The sequence below is a fragment of the Streptomyces sp. NPDC015127 genome (genome assembly GCF_043080095.1).
Taxonomy (GTDB): Bacteria; Actinomycetota; Actinomycetes; order Streptomycetales; family Streptomycetaceae; genus Streptomyces.
On record NZ_JBIBVE010000005.1, the window covers coordinates 355,427 to 381,777 of the forward strand.

At 72.3% G+C, this 26,351-nt stretch carries 22 protein-coding genes, 4 tRNA genes, 1 other RNA gene and 1 pseudogene; 10 read left to right on the forward strand and 18 right to left on the reverse strand.

Translation table 11 applies throughout. The annotated features are described in order from the left end of the window. Nucleotides 1-125 precede the first annotated feature (125 nt). The 5 genes and pseudogenes from ACF08N_RS12855 to ACF08N_RS12875 form a co-directional block, all read right to left on the reverse strand. A complete protein-coding gene (locus tag ACF08N_RS12855; RefSeq protein WP_392324616.1) occupies nt 126-725 on the reverse strand; it encodes an HhH-GPD-type base excision DNA repair protein in 600 nt (199 codons plus the stop codon). Between the two features lie 52 nt (nt 726-777). Beyond that, a complete protein-coding gene (locus ACF08N_RS12860; RefSeq protein WP_392324617.1) occupies nt 778-2,010 on the reverse strand; it encodes an RNA polymerase sigma factor in 1,233 nt (410 codons plus the stop codon). Beyond that, a complete protein-coding gene (locus ACF08N_RS12865; RefSeq protein ID WP_392324692.1) occupies nt 2,007-2,420 on the reverse strand; it encodes a YciI family protein in 414 nt (137 codons plus the stop codon). Before ACF08N_RS12865 ends, ACF08N_RS12860 begins: the two co-directional genes overlap by 4 nt. Nucleotides 2,421-2,536: 116 nt before the next feature. Further along, a complete protein-coding gene (locus tag ACF08N_RS12870) occupies nt 2,537-2,779 on the reverse strand; it encodes a hypothetical protein (RefSeq protein ID WP_392324693.1) in 243 nt (80 codons plus the stop codon). A 109-nt stretch (nt 2,780-2,888) separates the two neighbouring features. Next, nucleotides 2,889-3,353: pseudogene (locus tag ACF08N_RS12875) on the reverse strand (ATP-grasp domain-containing protein); the annotation flags it as partial. 92 nt (nt 3,354-3,445) lie between these two features. Here ACF08N_RS12875 and ACF08N_RS12880 point away from each other — a divergent pair. Then, nucleotides 3,446-4,438, forward strand: a complete 993-nt coding sequence (locus tag ACF08N_RS12880) for an aldo/keto reductase (RefSeq protein ID WP_392324694.1) — start codon at nt 3,446-3,448, stop codon at nt 4,436-4,438. A gap of 9 nt (nt 4,439-4,447) precedes the next feature. On the opposite strand, the gene ACF08N_RS12885 is transcribed toward ACF08N_RS12880, so the two are convergent. The 6 genes from ACF08N_RS12885 to ACF08N_RS12910 all read right to left on the reverse strand — a co-directional run bounded on the left by ACF08N_RS12885 (nt 4,448) and on the right by ACF08N_RS12910 (nt 9,616). Further along, on the reverse strand, nt 4,448-5,263 hold the full coding sequence (locus tag ACF08N_RS12885) for an SDR family oxidoreductase (protein ID WP_392324618.1): 816 nt from the start codon (nt 5,261-5,263) through the stop codon (nt 4,448-4,450). Then, complete coding sequence (locus ACF08N_RS12890) at nt 5,260-6,921, reverse strand: FAD-binding dehydrogenase (RefSeq protein ID WP_392324619.1); 1,662 nt, start codon at nt 6,919-6,921, stop codon at nt 5,260-5,262. The genes ACF08N_RS12885 and ACF08N_RS12890 overlap by 4 nt, the downstream gene beginning before the upstream one ends. Further along, on the reverse strand, nt 6,918-7,592 hold the full coding sequence (locus ACF08N_RS12895; RefSeq protein WP_392324620.1) for a TetR/AcrR family transcriptional regulator: 675 nt from the start codon (nt 7,590-7,592) through the stop codon (nt 6,918-6,920). The genes ACF08N_RS12890 and ACF08N_RS12895 overlap by 4 nt, the downstream gene beginning before the upstream one ends. 97 nt (nt 7,593-7,689) lie before the next feature. Beyond that, complete coding sequence (locus ACF08N_RS12900) at nt 7,690-8,463, reverse strand: SDR family NAD(P)-dependent oxidoreductase (RefSeq protein ID WP_392324621.1); 774 nt, start codon at nt 8,461-8,463, stop codon at nt 7,690-7,692. An 83-nt stretch (nt 8,464-8,546) separates the two neighbouring features. Beyond that, nucleotides 8,547-9,092 (reverse strand): cupin domain-containing protein, encoded by a 546-nt coding sequence (locus ACF08N_RS12905; RefSeq protein WP_392324622.1) that lies wholly within the window; start codon nt 9,090-9,092, stop codon nt 8,547-8,549. Then, complete coding sequence (locus ACF08N_RS12910; protein WP_392324623.1) at nt 9,089-9,616, reverse strand: dihydrofolate reductase family protein; 528 nt, start codon at nt 9,614-9,616, stop codon at nt 9,089-9,091. The genes ACF08N_RS12905 and ACF08N_RS12910 overlap by 4 nt, the downstream gene beginning before the upstream one ends. 413 nt (nt 9,617-10,029) lie before the next feature. Between ACF08N_RS12910 and ACF08N_RS12915 the strand changes: the two genes are divergently transcribed. Further along, a complete protein-coding gene (locus ACF08N_RS12915; protein ID WP_392324624.1) occupies nt 10,030-10,257 on the forward strand; it encodes a hypothetical protein in 228 nt (75 codons plus the stop codon). A gap of 166 nt (nt 10,258-10,423) precedes the next feature. Here ACF08N_RS12915 and ACF08N_RS12920 read toward each other — a convergent pair whose 3' ends face one another. Further along, a complete protein-coding gene (locus tag ACF08N_RS12920) occupies nt 10,424-11,890 on the reverse strand; it encodes an MFS transporter (RefSeq protein WP_392324625.1) in 1,467 nt (488 codons plus the stop codon). A gap of 136 nt (nt 11,891-12,026) precedes the next feature. Between ACF08N_RS12920 and ACF08N_RS12925 the strand changes: the two genes are divergently transcribed. Then, complete coding sequence (locus ACF08N_RS12925; RefSeq protein ID WP_392324626.1) at nt 12,027-12,920, forward strand: LysR family transcriptional regulator; 894 nt, start codon at nt 12,027-12,029, stop codon at nt 12,918-12,920. Between the two features lie 7 nt (nt 12,921-12,927). Here the strand turns inward: ACF08N_RS12925 and ACF08N_RS12930 are convergent, their stop codons facing one another. Continuing rightward, nucleotides 12,928-13,143, reverse strand: a complete 216-nt coding sequence (locus tag ACF08N_RS12930) for a DUF5988 family protein (protein WP_392324627.1) — start codon at nt 13,141-13,143, stop codon at nt 12,928-12,930. Nucleotides 13,144-13,422: 279 nt separating this feature from the next. Here ACF08N_RS12930 and ACF08N_RS12935 point away from each other — a divergent pair, with 279 nt between their 5' ends. After that, the gene (locus ACF08N_RS12935; RefSeq protein WP_392324628.1) at nt 13,423-16,359 is read left to right on the forward strand and encodes a SpoIIE family protein phosphatase; all 2,937 of its coding nucleotides are present in this window, start codon (nt 13,423-13,425) and stop codon (nt 16,357-16,359) included. 89 nt (nt 16,360-16,448) lie between these two features. Here ACF08N_RS12935 and ACF08N_RS12940 read toward each other — a convergent pair. Continuing rightward, nucleotides 16,449-16,536 (reverse strand) — tRNA-Ser (locus tag ACF08N_RS12940). Nucleotides 16,537-16,634: 98 nt separating this feature from the next. Between ACF08N_RS12940 and ffs the strand changes: the two genes are divergently transcribed. The 6 genes from ffs to ACF08N_RS12970 all read left to right on the forward strand — a co-directional run bounded on the left by ffs (nt 16,635) and on the right by ACF08N_RS12970 (nt 25,099). After that, an RNA gene (ffs, locus tag ACF08N_RS12945) (signal recognition particle sRNA small type) lies at nt 16,635-16,733 on the forward strand. A gap of 60 nt (nt 16,734-16,793) precedes the next feature. Further along, entirely contained in the window at nt 16,794-19,040 is a 2,247-nt protein-coding gene (locus ACF08N_RS12950) for a DNA polymerase III subunit gamma and tau (RefSeq protein ID WP_392324629.1), read from the forward strand. A 60-nt stretch (nt 19,041-19,100) separates the two neighbouring features. Beyond that, nucleotides 19,101-20,351, forward strand: a complete 1,251-nt coding sequence (purD, locus tag ACF08N_RS12955) for a phosphoribosylamine--glycine ligase (protein WP_392324630.1) — start codon at nt 19,101-19,103, stop codon at nt 20,349-20,351. Between the two features lie 406 nt (nt 20,352-20,757). Then, nucleotides 20,758-22,419: a hypothetical protein gene (locus ACF08N_RS12960; RefSeq protein WP_392324631.1), complete on the forward strand. Its 1,662-nt coding sequence runs from the start codon at nt 20,758-20,760 to the stop codon at nt 22,417-22,419. 225 nt (nt 22,420-22,644) lie between these two features. Then, entirely contained in the window at nt 22,645-24,105 is a 1,461-nt protein-coding gene (locus ACF08N_RS12965) for a N,N-dimethylformamidase beta subunit family domain-containing protein (protein WP_392324632.1), read from the forward strand. Between the two features lie 94 nt (nt 24,106-24,199). After that, nucleotides 24,200-25,099 (forward strand): phosphoribosylaminoimidazolesuccinocarboxamide synthase, encoded by a 900-nt coding sequence (locus tag ACF08N_RS12970; protein ID WP_392324633.1) that lies wholly within the window; start codon nt 24,200-24,202, stop codon nt 25,097-25,099. 64 nt (nt 25,100-25,163) lie between these two features. On the opposite strand, the gene ACF08N_RS12975 is transcribed toward ACF08N_RS12970, so the two are convergent. The 4 genes from ACF08N_RS12975 to ACF08N_RS12990 all read right to left on the reverse strand — a co-directional run bounded on the left by ACF08N_RS12975 (nt 25,164) and on the right by ACF08N_RS12990 (nt 26,224). Continuing rightward, nucleotides 25,164-25,236, reverse strand: a tRNA-Gly gene (locus ACF08N_RS12975). Between the two features lie 289 nt (nt 25,237-25,525). Further along, a tRNA-Gly gene (locus ACF08N_RS12980) sits at nt 25,526-25,598 on the reverse strand. Nucleotides 25,599-25,679: 81 nt separating this feature from the next. Beyond that, nucleotides 25,680-25,751 (reverse strand) — tRNA-Gly (locus tag ACF08N_RS12985). A 137-nt stretch (nt 25,752-25,888) separates the two neighbouring features. After that, nucleotides 25,889-26,224 carry an Lsr2 family protein gene (locus ACF08N_RS12990; protein WP_392324634.1) on the reverse strand — a complete coding sequence of 112 codons (336 nt, stop codon included), beginning with the start codon at nt 26,222-26,224 and terminating at the stop codon, nt 25,889-25,891. Nucleotides 26,225-26,351: the final 127 nt, after the last annotated feature.

Below are 26,351 nucleotides of genomic sequence, written 5' to 3' on the forward strand. Positions count from 1 at the left end.
GCGAACGTGGGTTGAAGGGAAGCTAGCGATCTGCCGGGGGTTCTGGGAACACCTGTGCCACAACTGACGGCGCATTTCATCCTCCTGACACCCGGACGGGTTGCTTCCACGTCCATGTGCCGCCATCAGGGGTTTTTCGGGGCCGTCTTCTTCGCCTTGGCGGCCGCCTTCTTCTCCTGCTTGTACGCCCGCACCCGGGCCAGCGTCTCGGGGCCGGTGATGTCGGCCGCCGAACGGTAGGAGTCCTTCTCGCCGTACGCCCCGGCCGCTTCGCGCCACCCCTCGGGCGTGACGCCGTACTGCTTGCCCAGCAGCGCCAGGAAGATCTGCGCCTTCTGATCGCCGTAGCCGGGCAGTGCCTTCAGCCGGGCCAGCAGTTCGGCGCCGCTCGCCACGTCCCGCCACACGGCGCTCGCGTCGCCGTCGTACTCGTCGACGAGGAACTGGCACAGCTCCTGCACCCGCTTGGCCATCGACGCCGGGTAGCGGTGCACGGCCGGCTTCTGGCGGAGCAGCTCGCCGAAGGCGTCCGGGTCGTACGCCGCGATCTGCGCGGCGTCCAGGTCGTCGGTGCCCAGGCGCTGGGCGATCGTGTAGGGGCCGGTGAACGCCCACTCCATGGGGATCTGCTGGTCGAGCAGCATGCCGACGAGGGCGGCGAGCGGGCTGCGGCCGAGGAGCGCGTCGGCGTCGGGCTGCTGGGCGAGGTGAATCGTGGCGTCCATGCCCCGATGATCGCCCGGCGGCGTACGGGCCGCCAGCGCCGTGGCCCGCGCGTCAGGACGTGAGCCGGGCCGCCCGCATCTGGAGGTAGCGGGCCTCGGGCAGGCTGAGCGTGTGCCGTGCCGCCGACTGGTAGGCGGCGAGAGCGCCTTCCCTGTCACCCGCACGCTCCAGCAGATGCGCCCGTACGGCGTCCAGCCGGTGATGGCCCTGCAACCGGTCCTCGAGCCGCGCCACTTCGCCGAGCCCGGCTCGCGGGCCGTGCACCATCGCCACCGCCACGGCGCGGCCGAGCTCGGCCATCGGCTCGGGGAAGCCGTCGACGAGGAGGTCGTACAGGGCGAGGATCTGCGGCCAGTCGGTGTCCTCGGGACGCGTCGCCTCGTCGTGGAGGGCCGCGATGGCCGCCTGGAGCTGGTAGGCGCCGATCGGGCCCCCGGTCAGGGCCTCCTCCACCAGGGCGGTGCCCTCGGCGATGGCGTCCCGGTCCCAGAGGGCGCGGTCCTGCTCGTCGAGCGGGACCAGCTCGCCGTGCGGTCCCGTACGGGCCGGCGTGCGCCCCTCGGTGAGCAGCATCAGCGCCAGCAGCCCGGTCACCGCGCCCTCGCGCGGCAGCAGACGGCGCACCTCGCGGGTCAGCCGGATCGCCTCCCGTGCCAGGTCGGCGCGGTGCAGGGCGGCGCCGGACGTGGCCGTGTACCCCTCGTTGAAGATCAGGTAGAGCACCTGGAGGACGACGGCGAGACGGGCGTCGCGGTCCAGGGGGCCCGGCTGGCGGAAGGGCAGCCCCGCGATCTTCTGCTTGGCCCGGCTGATCCTCTGGGCCATCGTCGCCTCCGGCACCAGATGCGCGCGGGCGATCTCGGCGGTCGTCAGGCCGCCCACGGCCCGCAGCGTGAGCGCCACCTGTGCGGCCGGGGACAGCGCGGGGTGGCTGCACAGGAAGAGCAGGGTGAGGGTGTCGTCCTCGGAAGGGGCGCGGCTCTCACCGGGCGGCGGCGCGCGGAAGGCGTCCGTCGGGGCGAGACGCGCGGCCGTCTCCTCCCGCCGCCGCCGTGCCTCCTCGGCGCGCAGCAGGTCCGTGAGCCTGCGGGAGGCGACGCGGATCAGCCAGCCCCGCGGATTGTCCGGCACCCCGCCGACGGGCCACTGCTCCGCCGCCGACAGCAGGGCCTCCTGCACCGCGTCCTCGGCCAGGTCGAAGTGGCCGTAGCGCCGCACGAGCGCGCCGAGGACCTGCGGCGCGTGGCGGCGCAGCAGGTCCTCGGTCCCGGGCGCGCGGTTCACACATCGCCTCCGCCGTCCAGGATGGGCCGGATCACGACCGGATACTCGGTGCTGCCCTCCGGGACCGGGCACTGCGTGATCCGCGCGGCGATCTCCGTGACCCGCTCCAGGTTCTCGCAGTCCAGGATCCAGAAACCGGCGAGGACTTCCTTGGTCTCGCCGTACGGTCCGTCGGTGATCACCGGCCGGCCGTCCTTCCCGGAGGTCACGTGCCGGGCGAGCGCGGGCTCGGCGAGGCCCTGCCCCTCGACGTACTCGCCGGACTCGGACAGGTCGTCGTTGACGGACTGCATGAACGCGTACATCGCCTGCAGTTCCTTCTCGCTCCACGCGGGCGCTCCCGGCGACGCCTTGCCGCGCATCGCCTCGTAGTCGGCCTGCGTGCCCTGAATCATCACCAGATACTTCACGGTCTCGCTCCTTGGTCCCGGGGCGTTGGCCCCTCGCTGCCGCCCCTTGCGGGCAACTCTCACAGGGGACGTCGGAGCCGCCGGCGGATTCTCGACGGGCGCGCCGGACTTTTTTCTCAGGCGGGCGCGGCGGCGGCCCGGACGAAGCCGAGATCGTGCGAGGAGACCAGGTCGCGGGGGCCGGCGGCGCGCAGGACGACATCGAGCACCCGGCCGGGATCCGCGCAGTAGCTGTGCGAGAACCAGGGCATGTTGGCCTCGACCACGGCCCACTGCTCCGCACCCGTGTCGGGGTCCTGTGCGAGTCCGACGTCGACGGTGACGGCGCTCGGCAGGGTCCCGGCGACCGCGCCCAGCAGTCGCCGGGCGAAGCGGAGCGCGTCCGTGTCCCTCGTGCCCGTCGCCGAGGGGTGCCGTGTCGAGGCGGCCGTGCACGGCGTACCTGCTCGCCGCCACGACCTCGCCGTCCAGCACGAAGAGCCGGTACTCGGCGGCGAATGTCACCACCTCCGACACCAGCACGGCCGTGCCGGGCCCGATTCCGTCGCCGCCGCGCGGCAGCCGCGATCCGTCGGCGTAGACGGCGGCGGGCAGCGTCTTGTCGCGCGGCGGCTTCACGAACACCGGGTGCCGGGCGGCCCATGCCTCGGACAGCGTGGTCAGCTCGACGCGCCGCCGGGTGTACTCCCGCGGCAGCCGTACGAGCCAGTCGTCGGCGGGCTCCAGCAGCGCGAAGCCGGCCCGGCCGGCGGCGCGCGCCGCTGCCAGCGGACCGCCGTACCAGTGCACGGCCCGCCCCGCCACGGCGTCGACGGCCGCCGGGCCGGTCAGGACCGCGACGTGCATGCCCCGTCCGGCGGCCGCCCGCGCCAGCAGCGCGGTCGTGGACGTCTCCTGCGCGGAGGTGAGCAGCACCCGCGGATCCCCGGCCATCGTTTCCCCCTGCGTTCGGCCGGATCACCGTACCGGCAGGAAGGGTTGACCTCGCGTGCACTCCAGCGAGCAGACTCCGCGCCATGACCCGCATGAGATACCGCACGCTCGGCACCGAACCGGCGACCCGGCGGCAGGTGAGCGTCCTCAGCCTCGGTGCGATGCTCTTCGGCACCGCCACCGACGAGGCCACGTCGTACGCCATCCTCGACCGGTACGCGGAGGCCGGCGGCACCTTCGTCGACACCTCCGACAACTACGCGTTCTGGGTGAACGGCACCCGGGGCGGCGAGAGCGAGAGCCTGATCGGCCGCTGGCGGCGCAGCCGGGGCGTCGGCGACGAGATCACCGTCGCCACCAAGGTCGGGGGGCGGCCCCTCGCGCCGAGCACCGGCTTCTCGCGGCACATCGAGGGCCTGTCGGCGGAGGTGATCCGCGAGGCCGCCGACCGCAGCCGGGAACGGCTGGGTGTGGACCGGCTCGACCTGTACTACGCGCATGTGGAGGACCGGTCGGTGCCCCTGGAGGAGACCGTCGGAGCGTTCGGCTCCCTGGTCGAGGACGGCACGGTCGGCCTGCTCGGGGTGAGCAACCACTGGGCGTGGCGGGTGGAGCGGGCGAGGAACCTGGCCGCGGCGGCCGGGCTGCCCGGATACGAGGTGCTGCAGTACCAGCACAGCTACGTGCGGCAGCGCACCGACATGCCGACGCTGCGCTCCCCGGACGGGCAGATCGGCGTCGTGGGCGGCGACCTGCTGTCCTACGTTCGCGCCGAGCCGGACCTCGCGCTCGTTGCCTACTCGCCGCTGCTCGGCGGCGGCTACGTACGCGACGACAAGCCGCTCGGGCCCGCCTTCGACCACTCCGGCACCCCCGCCCGGCTCGCCGCCCTGCGCGAGGTCGCGAAGGAGACCGGGGCGAGCCCGAACCAGGTGGTCCTGGCCTGGCTGATCGGCGGTGAGATCCCGGTGATCCCGCTGGTCGGCGCCTCCTCGGTGGCGCAGCTCGACGAGAGCCTCGCCGCCGTGGACCTGGAGCTGTCGCCCGAGCAGCGGGCGCGGCTCGACGCGGCACACGGTGTCTGACGCCGCGCGTCACACCGGGTGCCGCCGGCGCAGCCCGTGCCTGCGGGCCACCATGCGCTCGACGGCCGCTCTCGGCAGCAGCCTGCGCAGCGCGAACACCACGGGCGCGTTGCTGCCCACCGCGTAGAGCGGCTTCGGCCGCGGCGCCTCTATCGCCCGCACCACGGTGGAGGCGACGCGTGCGGCCGGGATGCCCTTCGCCTCGTTGGCGTTGAGCGCGGCGAGCATCGTGCGGTACTCCGTCAGGAACGGCGAGTCATCGGCCACGTACTGCGTGCGGCGCTCGCTGATACCCGTGTTGATCGACCCCGGCTCGACGGTCGTGATGCCGACGCCGTACGGGGCGACCTCGCGCCGCGCCGCGTTCGCGAAGCCCTTGATCGCCGCCTTGGAGGCGACGTACGAGGAGCGGTACGCGAGCGGGAAGCTGGCCAGCATGGAGCCGACCATGACCACCCGGCCGCGCCGGCGGGCCCGCATGCCGGGCAGCAGGAGCTGGGTGAGCCGTACGGCCCCGAGCACGTTGACGCGGAACAGCCGTTCCAGCGCCTCCATGGGCAGCTCCTCCAGCGGCCCGTTCTGGCTCTCGCCCGCGTTGTTGACCAGGACGTCCACCGCGCCGGCCGCCGCGGCGCACGCCTCGACGGACGCGTCGTCGGAGAGGTCGAGGGCCAGGTACTCGACGCCGGGGACCGGGTCGGCGACCGACGCAGGGTCGCGGCTCGTGCCGTAGACGCGGTAGCCGCGCCCAACAAGCGCCGCGGCCACGGCGGCGCCGATCCCCGACGACGCGCCCGTCACCAGGGCCGTGCCCCGGCTCGTCACGCGAGCCGCCGGGCGATCGCGAGGCCGGCGGCACGGCCGGAGAAGACGCAGCCGCCGAGGAAGGTGCCCTCCAGTGCGTTGTAGCCGTGCACCCCGCCGCCGCCGAACCCGGCGACCTCACCGGCCGCGTACAGGCCGTCGAAGACGGATCCGTCGGGGCGGACCACCTGCGAGTTCAGTGTCGTCTCCAGGCCGCCGAGCGTCTTGCGGGTCAGCAGGTGCAGCCGTACGGCGATGAGCGGGCCCTGGTCGGGGTCGAGGAGGCGGTGGGGCTTGGCGACCCGGGTCAGCCGGTCGGGCCAGTACGCGCGGGCGTTGACGACGGACATGAGCTGGACGTCCTTGGTGTACGCGTTGTCCACCGCGCGGTCGCGTGCCAGGACCTCCCGCTCGACCTGGGCGAAGTCGAGCGGGCAGTCGGGCGTGAGGTCGTTCATGCCCTTGACGAGCTCCGCCAGGGTCGGCCGTACGACGAAGTCCTCGCCGTGGTCGAGGAACGCCTGCACGGGCCCGGGGGCGCCCTTCTTCGCCCGGGACAGCACCAGCTTCAGGTTCTTGCCGGTGATGTCGGGGTTCTGCTCGGAGCCGGAGAGCGCGAACTCCTTCTCCACGATCGCCCGCGTCAGCACGAACCATGTGTGGTCGTGGCCGGTGCCCACGATGTGCTTCAGCGTGGAGAGCGTGTCGTGGCCGGGGAACAGCGGCACCGGGAGCCTGCGCCCGGTCGCGTCCAGCCACAGGGAGGAGGGACCGGGGATGATGCGGATGGCGTGGTCGGGCCAGATCGGGTCCCAGTTCCTGATGCCCTCGGTGTAGTGCCACATCCGGTCGCGGTTGACGATCGAGCCGCCCGCGCGCTCGGTGATCTCCAGCATCCGGCCGTCGACGTACGCGGGAACGCCGGTGATCATCGACCGGGGCGCGGGGCCGAGCCGGTCGGCGGGCCAGTTCTCGCGGACCAGCTCCTGGTTGCCGCCGATGCCGCCCGAGGTCACGACGACGGCCTGCGCGCGCAGCTCGAACTCGCCCGCGGGCTCCCGGGAGGAGGCGACCCCGCGCGGCCGGTCCGACGCCTCCAGTACGGTGCCGCGCACACCGACCGCCGCCCCGTTCTCGACGATCAGCCCGTCGACGCGGTGCCGGTGACGGAAGGTCACCAGCCCGCGGGCGGCCGCCGCGAGCACGGGCTCGCGGAAGACCCGCACCACCTCGGGGCCGGTGCCCCAGGTGATGTGGAACCGCGGAACCGAGTTTCCGTGCCCGGCCGCCGTACCGTCGCCGCGCTCGGCCCAGCCGACCGTCGGCATCACGCGCAGCCCGAGCCGCTGGAGATAGTTGCGCTTCTCGCCGGCGGCGAAGTGCACATACGCCTCGGCCCACTCGCGCGGCCGGCGGTCCTCGCGCTCCCGGTCGAAACCGGCCGAGCCCAGCCAGTCGGACAGGGCCAGTTCGACGGAGTCCTTGATGCCCATCCGGCGCTGCTCGGGGCTGTCGACGAGGAACAGACCGCCGAGCGACCAGAACGCCTGGCCGCCGAGATTGGCCTCGTTCTCCTGGTCGACGACCACCACCCGCCGCCCGGCACGGGTCAGTTCGTACGTCGCGACGAGACCGGCCAGTCCCGCGCCCACGACGATGACGTCGGCGTCCTCGCTCACGCTGCCTCCTCGGTGCCGGGCGTGCTGTACGCCTGCAGGACGTTCAGGAACAGTTCCTCACGGCGCCTCTGCGGCACCTCGCTGCCCGGTTCGAGCAGCACCTGCACCGCGGTGCCGTCGTGCACGGCGACCAGGGCCTGTCCGAGGGCGACCACATCGGGGACGCGCCGCCCGGTCCGCCCGAGCGCGTCGACGACGACCGGCAGGATCGTGTCGAGGATCGCCTGCTCGCGGGCCGCCATGACGCGCCGCAGGGACGGATTGCGCAGTGCGTGCGCGGTGAACTCGGCCGTCACCCTGTACCAGGCGTCGTCCACGGGAATCGCGCGGAGCGCGGACCGCAGCGCCTCCTCGGGGGCCGCGACGGAGACCTCGGTCAGCGCCGCGCGCAGATCGGCGAGCATGCGCTGCGAGCGCTCCTCCCACATGGCGAGGAACAGTTCGTCGAGGGAGGAGAAGTTGGAGTAGAAGGCGCCGCGCGTGTAGCCGGCCCGTTCGCAGATCTGCTCCACGGTCGAGCGGCCGAAGCCCTCGTCGGCGAACACCTGGAGGGCTGCGTCGAGCATGCGCCGCCGGGTTTGGGCGCGGCGTGCGGTGACGCGCTTGGGCGCGGACGCGGATGCGGGCCGCGGTTCGGTGGTGGCCGCGGATGCGGATGCGGTGGCGGGCATGGCCGCTCCCCTCGTTCGATGCGCGAACGTATCCGATGCATTCGCGTATCGGCAAGGGGTGTGCACGGGCACGGGCCCGTGCGGTGCCGCGGCTCCGCTACCAGGTCGGGCGCGCGCTGACGCCGCCGTCCACCACCAGGTCGTGACCGCTGATCCAGGCCGCGGCGTCCGAGGCGAGGAACACGCACGCGTTGCCGACGTCCTCGGGGCGGCCCAGCCGGGTCAGGGGCGCGGACCGGGTCCAGCGGCGGACGCCGTCGGGCCATGCCTCGTCGATGCCGTCCCGGTGGATCAGGCCGGGGGAGACGGTGTTGACCCGGATACCGCGCGGGCCGTACTCCAGCGCCGCGGCACGGGCGAACATGATCAGAGCGGCCTTGGCGGCGCTGTAGTGCGCATGCCCGGGCGCCGGATGGCTGCCCTCGATCGAGGCGATGTGCGTGACCGTGCCGCCGCCCTGGGCCGACATCACGGCGGCGGCCGCCTGTGTGCAGCAGAAGGCGCTGGTCACGTTGGTGTCCGACATGCGACGCCAGTCTTCGGTGGTCATGTCCGTGAGGTCCTGGACCGGCTGGATCCCGGCGCTGTGGACCAGCGCGTCCAGCCGGCCACGCCAGGCGGCCGCCGCCTCGACCAGCCGGTGGCAGTCGCGCTCGTCCGTCAGGTCCGCCTCGACCGGCCGCGCCGCGCCGCCCATGGCCTCGACCGCGTCCGCGAGGTCCGCGACCGGCCGTCCGCCCGGCCGGTGGTGGAGGACCACGGCGGCACCGGCCTGCGCGAACCGCCGCGCGATGCCCGCGCCGACGAGTCCTCCGGCTCCGGTCACCAGCGCGACGGCACCCGTGAGCCGGGGCAGCGAGGGGTCGGTCATCGGCGGTCTCCTCTTGGTTCACGTGCCTCGTGGTTCGACGCGCTCCGTCGTCGCGCGCCTCGCTGTCCGATGCGTTTCGTCGTTCACGCGCCGGGGTCGTCCATGCGCAGGGGCGCGTGGGGACGGCACAACGCCCGGATACGGTCCGCCTCCTGCGGGTACCGGCCGACGAGTTCGCCGGCGTCCCCGCCCTCGTAGTCGGAGGCGACGAAGCCGGGGGCCATCGTCGTACCGCACAGGGACCATGCCCCGCCCGGTGCGACGCGCGCACCCATCCATGTGCCCGCGGGCACCACGGTCTGCACCCGTCCGCCGGAGCCCGGGGCGGCCATCAGCTCGACCCGGCTGCCGCCGCCGGGGGCGAGGAGCAGAAGCTCCAGCGGGTCGCCGCCGTAGAAGTGCCACACCTCGTCGGCCGGCAGCCGGTGCATGGCCGAGAAGCCGTCGTCGTCGGCGGTGAGCAGCACGATGATCGCCGAACCGGCCGGGCGGCCCGTGGCGTCCGGGGGCCCCGCCCAGGTCCGGCGGAACAACCCGCCCTCCACGGCGAGCCGTTCCAGCCCGTAGAGCGCGGTCAGTTCGGTGACCGCCTGCGCGACGTCCGCCCGTTGGTCCGCGTCGTCCGTCACCGCGCCCGGTCCCCTTCGACGGCGTAGCGGACCAGCACGAGCCCGGAGCCGTCCCAGGTGGGGGTGCCGAGCAGGCGCAGAGGCAACGGCGGCCCGCTCTCGAAGGCGCGGGTGCCCGCGCCCACCACACCGGGCCCGATCATGAAGTGCAGCTCGTCGACGAGTCCGTGGGCCGGCAGGTCGTTCCACAGGATGTGGCTGCCGAGGACGATGACGTCGCGGCCCGGGCCGTTCCTGAGTTCGGCGATCCGCGTGTCCGACACGACGACCTTGTCGACGTCGTCGATGCGGCGCGAGATCTCCCGCTCCAGCGGCGGGGCGTCGGGGTCGTCGGCGATCGCCGGCCAGTGGCTCAGGAACCCTTCGTACGACCTGCGGCCGAGCAGCAGGGTGTCGGCGGCCCGCAGCCGCTCGGCGTTGTACTCGGAGAACCCGTGGTCGAACGGCAGGGACATGACGTCACCGCCAGGGCGCTCGACGTAGCCGTCGAGCGACATGGTGTTGCAGACCATCAGCTTGCGCATGGTCGACATCCCTTCCGGGCCTGCGCCCTCGGTATGCGGCCCCGCAGGGGGAACGGGTCCGTGTCGTGAAGTCATCGGGCACGGTGAATTTCGACTCATCTGTACCCCGATGCGTCCCGGAAATAGACATGTGGCGACATCTCGCCCCGAATGGCAGGTGGGCGGATTCGTCCCCGGTCGGTGTGGCAAAAGTGCACGTCAGTTGACGTTGTCGTGAAGAAGTATTCACGGTCAAAACCGGAGGGTAGGTTGTCAGTTGGTCTGTTGACGTGATCTCATCCTGTCGTGCGGTAGTCGTGATCATGGATACCCGTTCCGGGCGTCAGGCGACCGTTTGCGTCGGCCTTTTTCCTTTGATGCGAATTCGGTCGGTGTCAATTCAGGAATCCCCCAGTATGGAAAAGGGAGAGAAAGTGCGTAACGACTTCACCCCGGTTGAGACTGCCGAGATCTCCGACAGCGAGCTGGACGGCATTTCCGGCGGTATCGCCAGCGCCCACGCCGGTGTCAACGGCTACGGCGCTGCCGTGAACGTCGGTGACGTCGTCGGGGCTGCCCAGTCCGTCGCTTCCGTCGTGCCGGTCGCCGCCGTCACCGGCGCGGTCAACGGTCTCGTCCAGGTGCAGACCACCGGCATCTGAGAACGACCTCACGGTCTTCTCAGCCACGAGCATTGCTCACCCCGCTCGCACCCGCGCGTGCGGCGAGGGTGGGACGGGGCCCCGGAATATCCAGTTCCGGGGCCCTTGCGCATGTCCGTACACCGAAGTCTGCGGCGTTGTCGTATCGGCACCTGTCGCGGAAGGATCAGTGAGCGGCGGGTATTTCGGGGCGGGCCGCGGAATCGGAACCCGTGACGACCGCGCCGCCCTGCCGGGAACGCAGCCCGAATGCGCTGACGGCGGCGGCGAGCAGTGCCGCGGCGAGGGGAACGACGAGTCCGGCACGGTAGCCGTCGAGCATGTCCGCGGGCGAGCCCGAGTCGGTGGCGGCGACGTTGACCGCCGTGACGGCGGCCAGGCCCACGGCGGCGCCGAACTGGAACGAGGTGTAGAGCAGCGCGCCCGCCAGCCCCTGCTCCTCCTCCGCCACGCCCTCCGTGGCGACGATGGTGAGCGGACCGTACGCGAGGGCGAAGGCGAGACCCAGGACGATCAGGCTCGGGAACATCGCGGCGTACGTCCAGTCGGCGCCGACGGGCAGGAACAGGGCGTACGAGAGTGCCGCGAGGAGCAGCCCGGCGAAGATGACCCGGGCGTTGCCGAAGCGCTTCACCAGCCGGGGCGTGAGGGTGGGCGACAGGACCGCGTCGACACCGATGACGATCATCGCGAGGCTGGTCTGCAGCGTCGACCAGTGGCGCAGCTCCTGGAGGTAGAGCACCACCAGGAACTGGAAGCCGAAGAACCCGGCGGCGAAGAGCAGCCCGGCGAGATTGGCCCGCGTCAGCGGTGCGGAGCGGAAGATCCCCAGGCGCACCAGCGGGGCGGACGAGCGCCGTTCGACGGCGACGAACGCGGCCAGCAGGACCAGGCCGGCGCCCAGCGTGCCGAGGGTCCAGCCGATTGTTGTGTGCGTGGCGCGCTCGACGCCGAGGACGAGCAGCACGATCGCGGCGGTGATGGTGACGGCGCCCGCGACGTCCACGCTCTGCCCGCCGCGGCCGGGGCGGGGCGTCCTCGGTACGAGAACGAGTGTGGCGACGAGGACCACGGCGGACAGGGCGACCGGTGCGAAGAACACCCACCGCCAGTCGGCGGCGGTCAGCAGGCCGCCCACGACCAGGCCGGTCGAGAAACCGCCCGCGGCCGTACCGGAGTAGACGAGCAGCGCCTTGTTGCGCTCGGGCCCCTCGGCGAAGCTCGTCGTGATGATCGACAGCCCTGCCGGCGTCATGAACGCGGCGGCGACTCCGGTCACGAACCGCGCGGTGATCAGCGTCCAGCCCTCGGTGGCGAATCCGCCGAGACCGGAGAAGAGCAGGAAGACGGTCAGCCACAGAACGAACATCTGCCGGCGCCCGAAGAGGTCGGCGGCCCGCCCGCCCAGCAGCATGAAGCCGCCGTAACCGAGGACGTAGGCACTCATGACCCACTGCAACTGACCGGTGTCCAGGCCGAGATCGGCCCGGATGGACGGCAGGGCCACATTGAGCATGGCCACGTCGATGCCTTCCAGGAAGATCGCGCCGCACAGGACGAACAGCACGCCCCAGCGTCGCGGGCCGAGCGGTGAGCCGTGCTTCTGTGTCTGCGCACCCGTGTGCGTACTCATACGAAAGCCCCGAAGAGAGAAGGAAGTTGTCGGCTCAACCACCTTCGAGCAGCCGTGAGGAAGGAACAACGGCGAAGAAGGCAACGTTCGTTCAGTCACGCTTACCGATCGCCGGCCGCAGACGCGAGGGGTGCCAGTGGAGCGCGACGAACTCGAGTGCTTTCTGATCCTGGCCGAGGAACTGCACTTCGGACGCACGGCCGACCGCATGCGCCTGTCCAGGGCGCGCGTCAGCCAGCTCGTCCAGCGGCTGGAACGGCGCGTCGGGGCAGCCCTGTTCATCCGCACGAGCCGCCGCGTCGCCCTCACCGCACTCGGCAGGCAGCTCCGCGACGACCTCGAACCGCACCACCGGGGGATCGAGGCCGCCGTCGCGCGCGCCGCCCGGGCCGCGCGCGGCGTCGCCGGAGTGCTGCACGTCGGATTCTCCAGCCCGCCCGCGGGGGAGATCGTGCTGCGGACGGCGGAGGCGCTGCGGGCCCGCCACCCCGAGCTGGACGTGGAGATCTGCGAGGTGCCGCTCGCCGATCCGTACGGGCCGCTGCGCAAGGGCGAGTTCGACGTCCAGCTCACCGAGCTGCCGGTGCGCGAGGAGGACCTGGGGGAGGGCCCTGCCCTGCTCACGGAGGGCCGGGTGCTGGCCATCGCCGGCGGGCATCCCCTCGCCGCGCGGGAGGCGGTGTCGCTGGAGGACCTGGCCGGTCTGCCGCTGCTCACGATCGCCGGGAACGTCCCCGATCACTGGCTGGAGCACCGCCTCCCGGCCCGCACGCCGGGCGGCCGCCCGATCGGCCGCGGCCCGGCCGTCACCAACATGCAGGAGGCCCTGATGCTGGTCGCGGGCGGCAAGGGCGCCCTGCTTCCGGCCGCGCACTCCGCCACGTACCACGCGCGGCCCGGCGTGGCCTACGTCCCGTTCGTCGACACCGACCCCATCGGCTACGGCCTGGTCTGGCGCGCCGGCGACGACACGGGCGCTGTCCGCGCCTTCGTCCGCACGGCGCACGAGGTGGCGGGCGCGACGGCGTGAGCGGCGCTCAGCCCGGGAGCTCCGTGCGCTCCCACCACTCGTAGACGGGCAACGCCCCTTCGGCGGTCTCCTGCCGCCGTGACGTGGCCTTGAAGTGCTCGTACCCGCCGCGGAACGGGATCTTGAGGTCGCCCCCGGGCGAGACGGGCTCGGAGAGGGAGACGACCCGCTCGGGAAGATCGGCGGGGCCGCCCTCGAGGACTGCTTTGGTTGCGTCGGTCATGACGGAAAGTCTCCCCAAAGGCCCGCACCCGCAGGTCCGTGACGCGCCGGTGACCCCGTCCCCGCGCACCCGGAGTCGGGCGCGACCTGCGGGCTCACCCCGGCCATCGCCGGGCCTGGGCCTTTCCACCTGCGCATTCAGGAAGGATGACGCTCAATGCCTCAGGATGCCGGAGACTTCTATGGGGGTGGGATGATACGGACACGGCGCCTATTCGACCTGTATAGGCGCGAGTAGGGTAAATGTCGCCCCGCCCGGTGGACGGCGAGTGTGATCCATATGGCCCCAAATGAACAGCTCGGTCAGGCTCCGCCGACGACAACGGAGGCGCCGGAAGCCGCCCGACTGCGCGTGCTCAGGAACTCGGGCGACGGGCAGACCCAGGCAGAGGTGATGCAGCTCGCGCTGCATCACGCCGTGGCCGCTCTCGGTGGGCTCGGTGGCATGGTGCACCTGCGCATACCCGGTGACAGCCGGCCGTTGCACCTGGCGGCGACGGGCGGACTGCCCCGGGAATTCGCCCAGAAGTGGGAGACCCTCGGCCGGCAGGACGAGACCGCACCGGTCCGGGCCCTGCGGGACAGGACGCTCGTGTGGCTGCCCACGACCGGCACGCAGACCTACGCCCTTCCAGCCGACACCGGGATCGTGGCTGTCCCGCTGCTCGCCGCGGAGGGCAGCCCGCTCGGAGTGCTCTCCGTCGTGACCGTGTGCGGGGTTCCCTCGGTCGCGCAGCGTGACTTTCTCGAGGCGCTCGCGCGGTGGGTGTGCGAGCGTCTGGCACATCCCGCTCCTGCCACCGGCAGCCTCGGCCCCGCCTGGTGGAACGTGGAGCAGCTGGCCGGGCCCCGGCTCCGGCAAGCGCGCGAGGCGGTCCGCGTCGGCAGGTGGGAGCAGGACCTCCGCACCGGCGACGTGGTCTATGACGAGACGACGATGGCCATACTCGGCATCGACCCGGAGACCTTCGACGGACGGGTCGACACCGTTGTGGGGCTCGTCCACCCGGACGATCTGCCGCGCGTCGTGGCCGCCGTGGAGCAGGCCGTCCGGCAGCGCGGCGAGTACGCGGCGGAGTACCGGCTGTGCCGGCCGGACGGCACTGTCGTCTGGATAGAGGCCCGCGCCCAGGTCGTCCTCGGCGACGACGGCGAACCGGCTCGCTTCATGGGCACCGTGTGGGACACGACCCAGAAGCGGACGGCGCTGGACTCGGTCGCCCATTCCTTGCTGCACATGAGCGACGGCTTCCTCATGGTGGATGCCGACTGGCGGATCGCGTTCGTCAACCTCCACGCCGAGCGCCTCCTCGGCCCCTCGCAGCAACTGTTCGGCCGCGTGCTGTGGGACGTTCCCGGTGCCGAAGTGCCCGATCTGGAGGACCGCTGCCGGCAGGCCGCAGCCGCGGGCACTCCGACCGGCTTCGATGTCGAGTGGCCGACGAACCGGCGCTGGTACCACCTGCGTCTGGTCCCTTCGCCGGACGGTGTGACGGTGTACCTCACCGACGTGACCGAGAAGCGGCTGGCGGACGAGCAGCGCGAGGCGGCACAGCGCGCCGCCGCCCAGCGCACCACGTACATCGGGCACCTCAACGCGGCGCTGGCCGAGGCGGTCGCGGTGAGCGACGTCGTGGAAACCGTCGCAGAACGTGCCCTGCCCCTCTTCGGTGCCAGCGGCCTTTTCGTGCAGCTCGTGGACGGCGAGAGCCTCCGGGTGGCAGGAAGCGCCGGGTACTCGCAGGAGTTTCTGGACGACTTCCCCGAGAGGATGAGCCTGGCGGATCACACCCCGGTCAGTGACGCCGTCCACCACGGCGCCCCGCAATACGTCCTCTCCAGGCAGGAGTTCCGCGAACGCTATCCGGATGTCGCCGACCTCGCCTTCTCGGGAGGGAAGCATGCCTGGGCGTACCTGCCCTTGATCGTCTCCGGCCGTCCCGTCGGCTGCCTGATCATCTCCTTCTCGCAGCCGCGCCGTTTCAGCGAGGAGGACCAGGCCCTGCTGACCGCGCTCGGCGGGCTGGTCGCCCAAGCCCTTGAACGCGCCCGCCTGTACGACGCCGAGCACACCCGCGCCCAGGAGCTGCAGCGCGGCCTGCTCCCGCTCGTCCTGCCCTCCCTGCCGGCCGTCACCAGCGCGGCCCACTACGTGCCGGCCACCGAGGGCCTGGAGGTCGGCGGCGACTGGTACGACGTCATCCCGCTGTCCGCCGAACGAGTCGCGCTCGTCATCGGCGACGTCATGGGCCACGGACTGTCCGAAGCCGCCACCATGGGGCGCCTGCGCACCGCCGTCCACACACTCGTGGGACTCGAACTGCCCCCCGACGAGCTGCTCTCGCACCTCAACGACCTGGTCAGCGACCTCGGCGACGACTTCTACGCCACTTGTCTGTACGCGGTCTACGACCCCGTCAACCAGGTGTGCACCCTCGTCCGGGCCGGGCACCCCCCACCCGCCCTCGTCCAGCCCGACGGCACCGTCCACTTCCCGCAGCTGCCCCAGAACCCGCCGCTCGGCGCGGCCACGCCGCCCTTCGAGACGGTGGAGCTGACGGTGCCCGAGGGAAGCCTGCTCGTGCTCTACACCGACGGCCTGGTGGAGTCCTCGTTCCGTGACATCGACAGCGGCATGGCCCAACTGGCCACCGCGCTCACCGACGCCCACATGTCCGACGGGCTGTCCGACGGGCGCGATCCGGGCGCCACGGCCGCCGACCGGGATGCCGACGCCCGGTGCCTCGACCGGCTGTGCACCGAGCTCACGTCCGCTCTCCTCCCCGCCAAGGAACAGACCAGCGACGACACAGCGGTGCTGGTGGCCCGCACCCACGCTCTCGCCGCCGGGGACGTGGCGTGCTGGGAGCTTCCCGAGGACCCGATCGCCGCGGGCCAGGCCCGCGACCACATACGACACCAGCTCACCGACTGGGATCTGGACGACCTCATGTGGACCACGGAACTGATAGCCAGCGAGCTCGTCGGCAATGTCATCCGTCACGCGAGCGGTCCCAGCCGGCTGCGCCTCATCCGCAGCCGCTCGCTCATCTGCGAGGTCACCGACGGCAGCCTGACCACCCCCCACATTCGCCGCGCGCTGGAGACCGACGAGGGCGGCCGCGGCCTGCAGCTGATCGCCGCACTCTCACAGCGCTGGGGGACCCGCTACACCTCCCACGGCAAATGCATCTGGACCGAGCAGCTCCTGCCGTAGTCGGTCGGCGATCGCCGACCGGGGCGGGCAACGCCGAAGGGCCCCACCGCAAGCGGTGGGGCCCTTCGACATCGTGCCCGGTGAGGCACTGGCGGAGGATACGAGATTCGAACTCGTGAGGGGTTGCCCCCAACACGCTTTCCAAGCGTGCGCCCTAGGCCTCTAGGCGAATCCTCCGCCGGAAACATTACATGACGTCGAGGAGTGCTCGCGAACCCGTTCGCACCGCCTCGGAACCGGGGGCCCGAGCACCCCCCTGCATCGGGTAACCTGGGCGCAGCCCCTCACGTGGCGCTATCTGACTGAACTCCCCCAGGGCCGGAAGGCAGCAAGGGTAGGTCGGCTCTGGCGGGTGCGTGAGGGGCGCTTGCGTGTGCGGGCCCAGGGCCTCGGGGCGGCGTCGATTGTCGGCGGGCCCCGATAACCTCGTAAGCGTGTCGTCCCTTGCGCTGTACCGCCGCTATCGCCCCGAGTCGTTCGCCGAGGTCATCGGGCAGGAGCATGTCACCGACCCGCTGCAGCAGGCCCTGCGGAACAACCGGGTCAATCACGCGTACCTGTTCAGCGGGCCGCGCGGCTGCGGCAAGACGACCAGTGCCCGCATCCTCGCCCGCTGTCTGAACTGCGAGAAGGGCCCGACGCCGACGCCCTGCGGCGAGTGCCGCTCCTGCCGCGACCTCGCGCGCAACGGGCCGGGGTCGATCGATGTCATCGAGATCGACGCCGCCTCGCACGGTGGCGTGGACGACGCCCGTGACCTGCGCGAAAAGGCGTTCTTCGGGCCGGCGGGCAGCCGCTACAAGATCTACATCATCGACGAGGCCCACATGGTCACGTCGGCGGGCTTCAACGCTCTGCTGAAGGTCGTCGAGGAGCCCCCGGAGCACCTGAAGTTCATCTTCGCGACCACCGAGCCCGAGAAGGTCATCGGGACCATCCGGTCCAGGACGCACCACTATCCGTTCCGTCTCGTGCCGCCGGGCACGCTCAGGGAGTACCTGGCGGAGGTCTGCGGCCGCGAGGGCATCCCCGTCGAGGACGGGGTGCTGCCGCTCGTCGTGCGCGCCGGGGCCGGGTCCGTGCGTGACTCCATGTCCGTCATGGACCAGCTGCTGGCGGGCGCCGCCGAGGACGGTGTGACGTATGCCATGGCGACCGCCCTCCTCGGATACACGGACGGGTCGCTGCTCGACTCGATCGTGGACGCCTTCGCCTCCGGGGACGGCGCCGCGGCCTTCGAGGTCGTCGACCGCGTCATCGAGGGCGGGAACGACCCGCGCAGGTTCGTCGCCGATCTCCTGGAGCGGCTGCGGGACCTGGTGATCCTGGCCGCCGTCCCGGACGCGGGGACGAAGGGCCTGATCGACGCGCCCGCCGACGTGGTGGAGCGGATGCAGGCGCAGGCGTCCGTCTTCGGAGCGGCCGAGCTGAGCCGCGCGGCCGACCTGGTGAACACCGGTCTGACCGAGATGCGCGGCGCCACGTCGCCGCGGCTCCAGCTGGAGCTGATCTGCGCCCGTGTGCTCCTGCCCGCCGCCTTCGACGACGAGCGTTCCGTGCAGGCCCGGCTCGACCGGCTGGAGCGCGGCGCGACGTTCTCGGCGGGCGGGCCGGTGCCCGCGATGGGGTACGTCCCCGGTCCCGAGGCCCAGGCGCACGCGCCCGCGCCCGTGCCGCCGGGGGGCGGTCCGGCGGTGGCACGCGCCGCCGTACGGCCCGATGCGGCCCCGCCCGCACCCGCACCCGCACCGGCCCTGGCCACACCGGCCCCGGCCACACCGGCTCCCGTCGCTCCGGTGGCAGCACCCGCCCCGGAGCCCGCGCCCGCCCGACCAGGTGCCTGGCCGGGTGCCACCGGTGCCGGCGGAGCGCCGGAGGCTCCCCGCCGTCCCGGCGGCTGGCCCACCGCCTCGGCCCCCGGCCAGGGTGCGCCGCCCGCCGCCCCGCAGACGCCCCAGCCGCCACGCACCCCGGAGCCCGCGCCCGCCGGCCCCGCCGCTCCCGCACCGGCCCCCGTCATGTCCCAGGGCGCCGGCCAGGTGCGGAACATGTGGCCGGACATCCTGGAGGCCGTGAAGAACCGCCGCCGCTTCACCTGGATCCTCCTCAGCCAGAACGCGCAGGTCGCGGGCTTCGACGGCACCACCCTCCAGCTCGGCTTCATCAATGCGGGTGCCCGGGACAACTTCGCGAGCAGCGGCAGCGAGGACGTCCTGAAGCAGGCGCTCGCCGAGCAGTTCAATGTGCAGTGGAAGGTCGAGGCGATCGTCGACCCGTCCGGCGGCGTGGGCGGCAGCCCGGGCGGAGGCCAGCCCTCCGGCGGCTCCGGAGGCTACGGCGGCCAGAGCGGTCCCGGTGGCTACGGCGGCCAGTCCGCTCCCTCCGGCCACGGCCAGAGCAGGCCGCCCGCCGCCCCGGCCCCGCCCGCCCCGTCGGCCCCCGCACCCCGGCCTGCTCCGGCCGCGCCGCCCGCGCCTCAGCAGGCGGCCGCGCAGCGGTCCGCCCCGGAGCCGGCCCGTCCGGCGGAGACGTACAGCCCCCCGTCGCCCCCGCCGGTCTCGCTCGAGGACGACGTCCCGGAGGAGGACGACCCCGACCTCGTCGACTCGGCGCTCTCCGGGCACGACCTGATCGTGCGCGAGCTCGGCGCCACGGTCGTGGAGGAATATACGAACGAGTAGCGGGCCCGCCCTCGGAGGCCCGTACGACACCGTCCGGTGTTCGGCGGTTAGGCTTGCGCCGTGAAGGTCCTCGTCATCGGCGGCGGCGCCCGCGAACACGCCCTGTGCCGCTCTCTGTCCCTCGATCCCGACGTCACCGCTCTGCACTGCGCGCCCGGAAACGCCGGTATCGGCGAGGTCGCCGAACTGCACCCGGTCGACCAGCTGGACGGTCCGGCCGTCGCGCGCCTCGCCACCGTCCTCGGCGCCGACCTCGTCGTCGTCGGCCCCGAGGCCCCGCTGGTCGCCGGTGTCGCCGACCACGTCCGCGCGGCGGGGATCCCGTGCTTCGGTCCCTCGGCGGCCGCGGCGCAGCTGGAGGGCTCCAAGGCCTTCGCCAAGGACGTGATGGCCGCGGCCGGAGTTCCCACGGCTCGTAGCTACGTCTGCACGACCCCGGAGGAGATCGACGAGGCGCTCGACGCCTTCGGCGCTCCGTACGTGGTCAAGGACGACGGGCTCGCCGCGGGCAAGGGCGTCGTCGTCACCGGTGACCTGGCGCAGGCCCGCGAGCACGCGCTGGCGTGCGGCCGGGTCGTCATCGAGGAGTACCTCGACGGCCCCGAGGTCTCCCTCTTCGCCGTCACCGACGGCGAGACGGTCGTGCCGCTGAGGCCCGCGCAGGACTTCAAGCGCGCGCTCGACGGCGACGAGGGCCCGAACACCGGCGGCATGGGCGCGTACTCCCCCCTGCCGTGGGCCGACCCCAAGCTGGTCGACGAGGTCATGGAGAGCGTCCTGCAGCCGACGGTCGACGAGCTGCGCCGCCGAGGCACGCCCTTCTCCGGGCTGCTGTACGCGGGTCTCGCGATCACGTCGCGCGGTGTGCGGGTGATCGAGTTCAACGCGCGCTTCGGCGACCCCGAGACGCAGGTCGTGCTCGCCCGGCTGAAGACGCCGCTGGCCGGTGTCCTGCTCGCCGCGGCGAACGGCACGCTGGACACGCTCCCGCCGCTCAACTGGCGTGACGACGCGGCCGTGACCGTCGTCGTCGCCTCCCACAACTACCCGGGCACGCCGCGCACCGGCGACCCGATCGAGGGGCTCGACGAGGTCGCCGCCGAGGACGCGCCCCACGCGTACGTCCTGCACGCCGGTACGAAGCGCGACGGCGACGCGGTCGTCAGCGCCGGCGGCCGGGTGCTGTCGGTGACGGCGACGGGCAAGGACCTGGCCGAGGCGCGCGAGCGCGCCTACCGGGCGGTGTCGCGGATCCGCCTGTCGGGCTCCCAGCACCGCACCGACATCGCGCGCGCCGCCGCGGAGGGCTGACCGGCCGCGGGCCCCTGTGGCTCCCGCATGCGAGCACCTTCTTCCGGACGGGGCCCGGCGCACACCGCGCCGGGCCCCGTCCGCATGCCGGACCGGTCGAACCGCCCGGCTCCGAGCCACCGCCGCGTGGCGGGAGTCGCAGACCCGGCCCGTACGCCGGGTAACCCGGGCCCGACCTGCCCTTTCGCGACCTGGGTCATCGCTCGTCCGGCCGGTTCGATCCTTTGCCCAAAGCCATTCCATCGAGTGATGCCTGAGCCATCCGGATGACGGTCGCCGAAGCCCCAACTAGGGTGCCGCGCAGGCATTCCGGCACTTGGCCCACCGGCATTGCGATGTCAGTGGGCGGTGCCACAGTGGGGGAGTGACCAACACCGTCGCAGGGCAAAGGGGGTGACGTCCGGTCGTGTCCGGTACCGCTATCGGGGAGTCGGTGGGCGCTCGAGGCGCCCGATCCAAGGCCCTCGCCGTGCTGCGCGTCCGCGGCTGGGCGACCGCCGTGGCGCTGCTCCCCGCGGCCGCCGCCGTGATCCTGCTGGCCGGCGGCGCGATGGGGCGGATGAACGGCGGTGGCTGGGACGCCGCGCGCTGGACGCTGACGGTGTGCGCCGTGGTCGTGCTGCTCGCCGCCGCGGCCGTCGCCGCCGTAATCGCCCGGGCGACTCCCGCACTCAGCCCCACGGTGGAGCTCCCGGAGCGCTCGGCCCCCGATCTCTACCGGCTGGTCCACGACCTGGCGGACCGCCTCGACGTGCCCGCACCCTCCGCGCTCGCGCTCACCCCTGACTGCGACAGCTGGCTCGAGGACCGTACGCATCCGGCCCATGCGATAGCCAGGACCAGGCGGCGCTCGGGCGAGGCGCCGGTCCTGGTCATCGGTTCCCCGTTCCTCTGGTGGATGCGCGTCGCCGAGCTGCGGGCCGTGCTCGGCCCGGTCGTCGCGGGCACCGGTCTCGCCGCCGATCCCGACATAGCCGCCGCCCGCCGCTTCGTCCGGGGCCTGGACGCGGCCGTCGCCGACGCGGCCGGCCCGGGGAAGCAGTCCATAGGCAGGCCGCTGTCCCTCCTGACCGGCCGGATCGCCCGAGTCCTGCTGCGCGGCTGTCAGCTGCACGCCGCCGAGATGGAGCGCTGGGTCGCGGCGGCCGCGTCCGAGCGTGCACAGGCTGTGGACTACGGCCTGCGGATCGTCGCCCAGGAGCAGGTGGGCCTGGCCTACGCGGGCTGGGACCGGCTGCTGACAAGGGTCGCCCTGCCCGCCTGGCGCATGGGCCGCTGGCCCTCCCGGCTGGACGCGGGCGTCGTGTCGGCGCTCACCGAGCTGTCCCGGCGTGACCGTCTCGCCGAGGGCTTCACCTCGCGCCTCGGGGAGCGTCCCGCCTGCGACCTGCTGGAGGAGCCCGGAGTCGTGGACGAGGCGGCGTCGCTGCTGGCGGCGCGGTTGTTCCACGGGGGCCCCGCCGAGGGCGGCCCCGACTGGTCCCCGGTGGACTGGCAGCGTTATCCGGACGAGGTCGTGGACCGTAAGTGGCGTTCGGAGGCGTCCCGTATCCACCAGGTCCTCGACGAGCTGGGGGTACCGGCCGCGACCGGGCCCGAGGGGCCGACCCTGGCCCGGCTGATGGAGCACCTGTCGCAGCGGCCCGGAGGGGCGGCGAGCGAGGACCTGGCGGCCGCGCTCACGGCCCGTACGGCCCGTGAGGAGGCGGGGAGCGAGCCCACTGGAGCCGCCGGCCCCGCACCCGCCGGGCGGGACGGCGCGGGCGAGGTGCTGGCCCTGTGGGGCGGGGACCCGCTGCCGCTCTTCCCGCTCCAGCCGCCGCGCACCGGCCGCGAGCTGCTCGCGGACCACGTCGTCGCGATGGTGTGCTGCACGGCGATCGACACCGTGGGGGCGGCGCCCGGCCTGGACTGGCTGGACGGCCCGGCCCTGCTGATCGACGGCGAGCGGCGGGCGGACCTCATGGCGCCGGTGCTGAGCCTCGTCGAGGACGGCGACGCCCAGCCTCTGCGTATCTGGCTCGGTTCCCTGGGTGTGCGGCCGGAGAAGCCCGTCCGCCTCGTCTGAGCGGATGCGCCTGCCGTACGCCGCCGACGGCCCCGCGCCCGCCCCACGACGCGTTCTGCCCGCGCCCGCGCCCACGCCCCGCCGCATCCGGAACGATCTCTTCCCCTTCACGTCAATTCGCGACGAACGGTGACGAAGTGAGTGCGTTATGTGATGTGCTGGAGACCGGCGCTGAACAGGTCGGCGCATCACCGATGTCCCGGGGGCACCGAGGGAGGGCGCAGCATGGGGGCGGAGCAGATCCGGCGATGGGAATCGGGCGCCCTCGCCCACGCCGTCAGCGATCCCTTCGGTCAGGGCCCGCTGCCGTGGCTGCGCGGTGGTGAGCACTACTTCGGCGACACCGGGCAGGTCGTCCCCTGGTACGCCGACCCGGCCCTGGCCCGCGGCGGTTCCGGCGGCCCACGCACCGCCGACGACGTGCGCCGCCAGATCAAGGGCTTCGTGTCGCCCGGAGCGGCCGCGCCCGGCGAGGCGATCGATTTCCACATCACCGTGGACCCGCCCCAGCAGTTCTCGGTCGACATCTACCGCATCGGTCACTACGGGGGCGACGGCGCCGCCAAGATCACCACGAGCCCGCGGCTGTCCGGCATCGTCCAGCCGCCCCCGCTCACCGCCGACCGCACGGTCTCGTGCCACCACTGGTGGCTCTCGTGGCGGCTGCAGATCCCCTCGTACTGGTCGATCGGCGCGTACGTCGCCGTGCTGACCACGCTCGACGGCTACCGCTCCCACATCCCGTTCACGGTCCGCGACGACCACCCGGCCGATCTGCTGCTGCTCCTGCCCGACGTGACCTGGCAGGCGTACAACCTCTATCCGGAGGACGGCCGCACCGGGGCGAGTCTGTACCACGCGTGGGACGAGAACGGCCGTCTCCTCGGCGAGGAGGACGCCGCCGTCACGGTCTCCTTCGACCGCCCCTACGCGGGCGCCGGCCTGCCCCTGCACGTCGGCCACGCCTACGACTTCATCCGCTGGGCCGAGCGCTACGGCTACGACCTCGCCTACGCCGACACCCGCGACCTGCATGCGGGCCGCATCGACCCCGCGCGCTACCGCGGCCTGGTCTTCCCCGGCCACGACGAGTACTGGTCGGCGCCCATGCGCCATGCCGCCGAGACCGCCCGCGACCGGGGCACCTCGCTGGTCTTCCTCTCCGCCAACACCATGTACTGGCAGGTCGAGCTCGCCCCCTCCCCTTCGGGGATGCCAGAGCGCCTGCTGACCTGCCGCAAACGCCGCGGCCCCGGCAAACCGGCCCTGTGGCGCGAGGTGGACCGGTCCGAGCAGCAACTGCTGGGCATCCAGTACACGGGCCGCGTCCCGGAGCCCTCCCCCCTCGTGGTGCGCAACGCGGACCACTGGCTGTGGGAGGCGACCGGCGCGGGCGAGGGCGACGAGCTGCCCGGTCTGGTCGCGGGCGAGGCCGACCGCTACTTCCCGCGCACCGCGCTCCCGGAGCACGTCAGCCGCATCCTGCTCGCGCACTCGCCGTACCTGGACGGCGACGGCGTGGTGCGCCACCAGGAGACGTCCCTGTACCGGGCCCCGTCCGGCGCGCTGGTCTTCGCCTCGGGGACCTTCGCCTGGTCCCCGGCCCTGGACCGGCCCGGCCACGTGGATCCGCGCATCCAGCGCGCGACGGCCAACCTCCTCGACCGCATCTGCAAACGCGACTAGGCGACGATCCGGCGCGTCCGGCACCCCTGCCCAGGAGAGTCCCGTCCGTATACGGGACAATCAGAGCTGTTGTACGTAACCACGGGGAGGAACCGTGTCCGGATTCGTCGAAAAGCCCGAGCCGATCCAGGTGCCCGGCCTGGTGCACCTGCACACCGGCAAGGTGCGCGACCTGTACCGGAACGAGGCGGGCGACCTCGTGATGGTCGCGAGTGACCGCATGTCCGCCTACGACTGGGTACTGCCCACCGAGATCCCGGACAAGGGCCGGGTCCTCACCCGCCTGTCGCTGTGGTGGTTCGAGCAGTTGCAGGACCTCGTCCCGAATCATGTGCTGTCCACCGACCTGCCCGCCGGCGCGCCCGCCGACTGGGAGGGCCGCACCCTGATCTGCAGGTCGCTGAACATGGTCCCGGTCGAATGCGTCGCCCGCGGCTATCTGACCGGCTCCGGCCTCGCCGAGTACGAGCAGACCCGTACGGTCTGCGGCCTGGCGCTCCCGGAGGGCCTGGTCAACGGCTCCGAGCTGCCCGCTCCGATCTTCACGCCGGCCACCAAGGCGGCCGTCGGCGACCACGACGAGAACGTCAGCTACGAGGAGGTCGCCCGCCAGGTCGGCGCGGAGACCGCCGCCCACCTGCGCCGCACGACGCTCGACGTGTACGCCCGCGCCCGCGACATCGCCCGGGAGCGCGGCATCATCCTGGCCGACACGAAGTTCGAGTTCGGCTTCGACGGGGACACCCTCGTCATCGCGGACGAGGTGCTGACCCCGGATTCCTCCCGCTTCTGGCCCGCCGCCACCTGGGAGCCGGGACGCGCCCAGCCCTCGTACGACAAGCAGTACGTACGCGACTGGCTGACGTCCCCGGCCTCCGGCTGGGACCGCGCCAGCGAGCAGCCGCCGCCCGCGCTCCCGCAGGACGTCGTGGACGCGACCCGGGCGAAGTATCTGGAGGCGTACGAGCTGCTGACCGGGACGGCCTGGCAGTAACCGGTCAGCAGTAACGGCACACGAAGAAGCCCCCGGCGAGATCACCGGGGGCTTCTTTTATCTGAGCGGACGACGAGATTCGAACTCGCGACCCTCACCTTGGCAAGGTGATGCTCTACCAACTGAGCCACGTCCGCATGCGCCGTAGCGCGGAGACCACTATACCCAATCTCCCGGCCGGAAGAGACACGCGGCCGTACGGATCTCCGTCCAGGCGTCGGAAGGCCGGTCCGGAGGTGCCGGACCGGTCCGCGCCGCTCTGGCCCGCAGGGCCCCAATCGCCTGTTGCCGATGGGCCGGAGAGGGCAGCGGCCCGCCACGGACGGAAGCACCGCATACCCGGATTTCTGTGGCACTCGTCACACGAGGAAGTCGCGGACATACGACGAAGGCCCTGCTCTTATCGACCAGGGCCTTCGCTCTCTGAGCGGACGACGAGATTCGAACTCGCGACCCTCACCTTGGCAAGGTGATGCTCTACCAACTGAGCCACGTCCGCATTGCTGCCGCTCGGCTCTCACCGGGCGGTGCGTTCACCACTGTACCTGATCCACATCGGTGGACGGTAATAGCGATGCAGAGCGGGTGACAGGAATTGCACACTGCGCCTTCCCCCTGGAAGGGGGATGTTCTGCTACTGAACTACACCCGCATGCTCGGTGGACCGGGCCTTTCGGCCTTGCCCCTCGGCGTGCTCCAGACTCTAGCCGATCACCAGGGGTGCAGTGCAACTCGGTGCGCCGCCGCCCGCGTGCGCGGACCGCGCGCCGGCCCCGGAGGGCCGGCCGCTCAACTGGCCTCGCGGAACGCCTCGTAGACGTGCTTGGGGATGCGGCCCCGGGCAGGCACGTCCATCTTGCGCGACTGCGCCCAGGCGCGGACCGCGGCCGGGGACGGTTCGAGCGAGGTGTGCTTGTACGAGATGCGCGACTTGTCGCGCTTGCCGGCGCCTGTCTGCTTTCGAGCCGCGGCCACGTACGGGGCCAGGGCCTTGCGCAGTTTCTTTGCATTGGACGTATTGAGGTCGATCTCGTACGACTTCCCGTCGAGGCCGAACATCACCGTTTCCGCCGCTTCTCCTCCGTCGATGTCGTCGGAGAGCGTGACCACTACGCGCTGAGCCACGGATATCGGTCCTTTCCCTGCGGTATCACCGGTTCTGACATGCGGTGATACCGGCTTTACGGCCGTCGAGGGGCAATGCTGCTTTCCTCTGTATTCCTTTGTACAGCGCACGACCGCGCATTGTGAA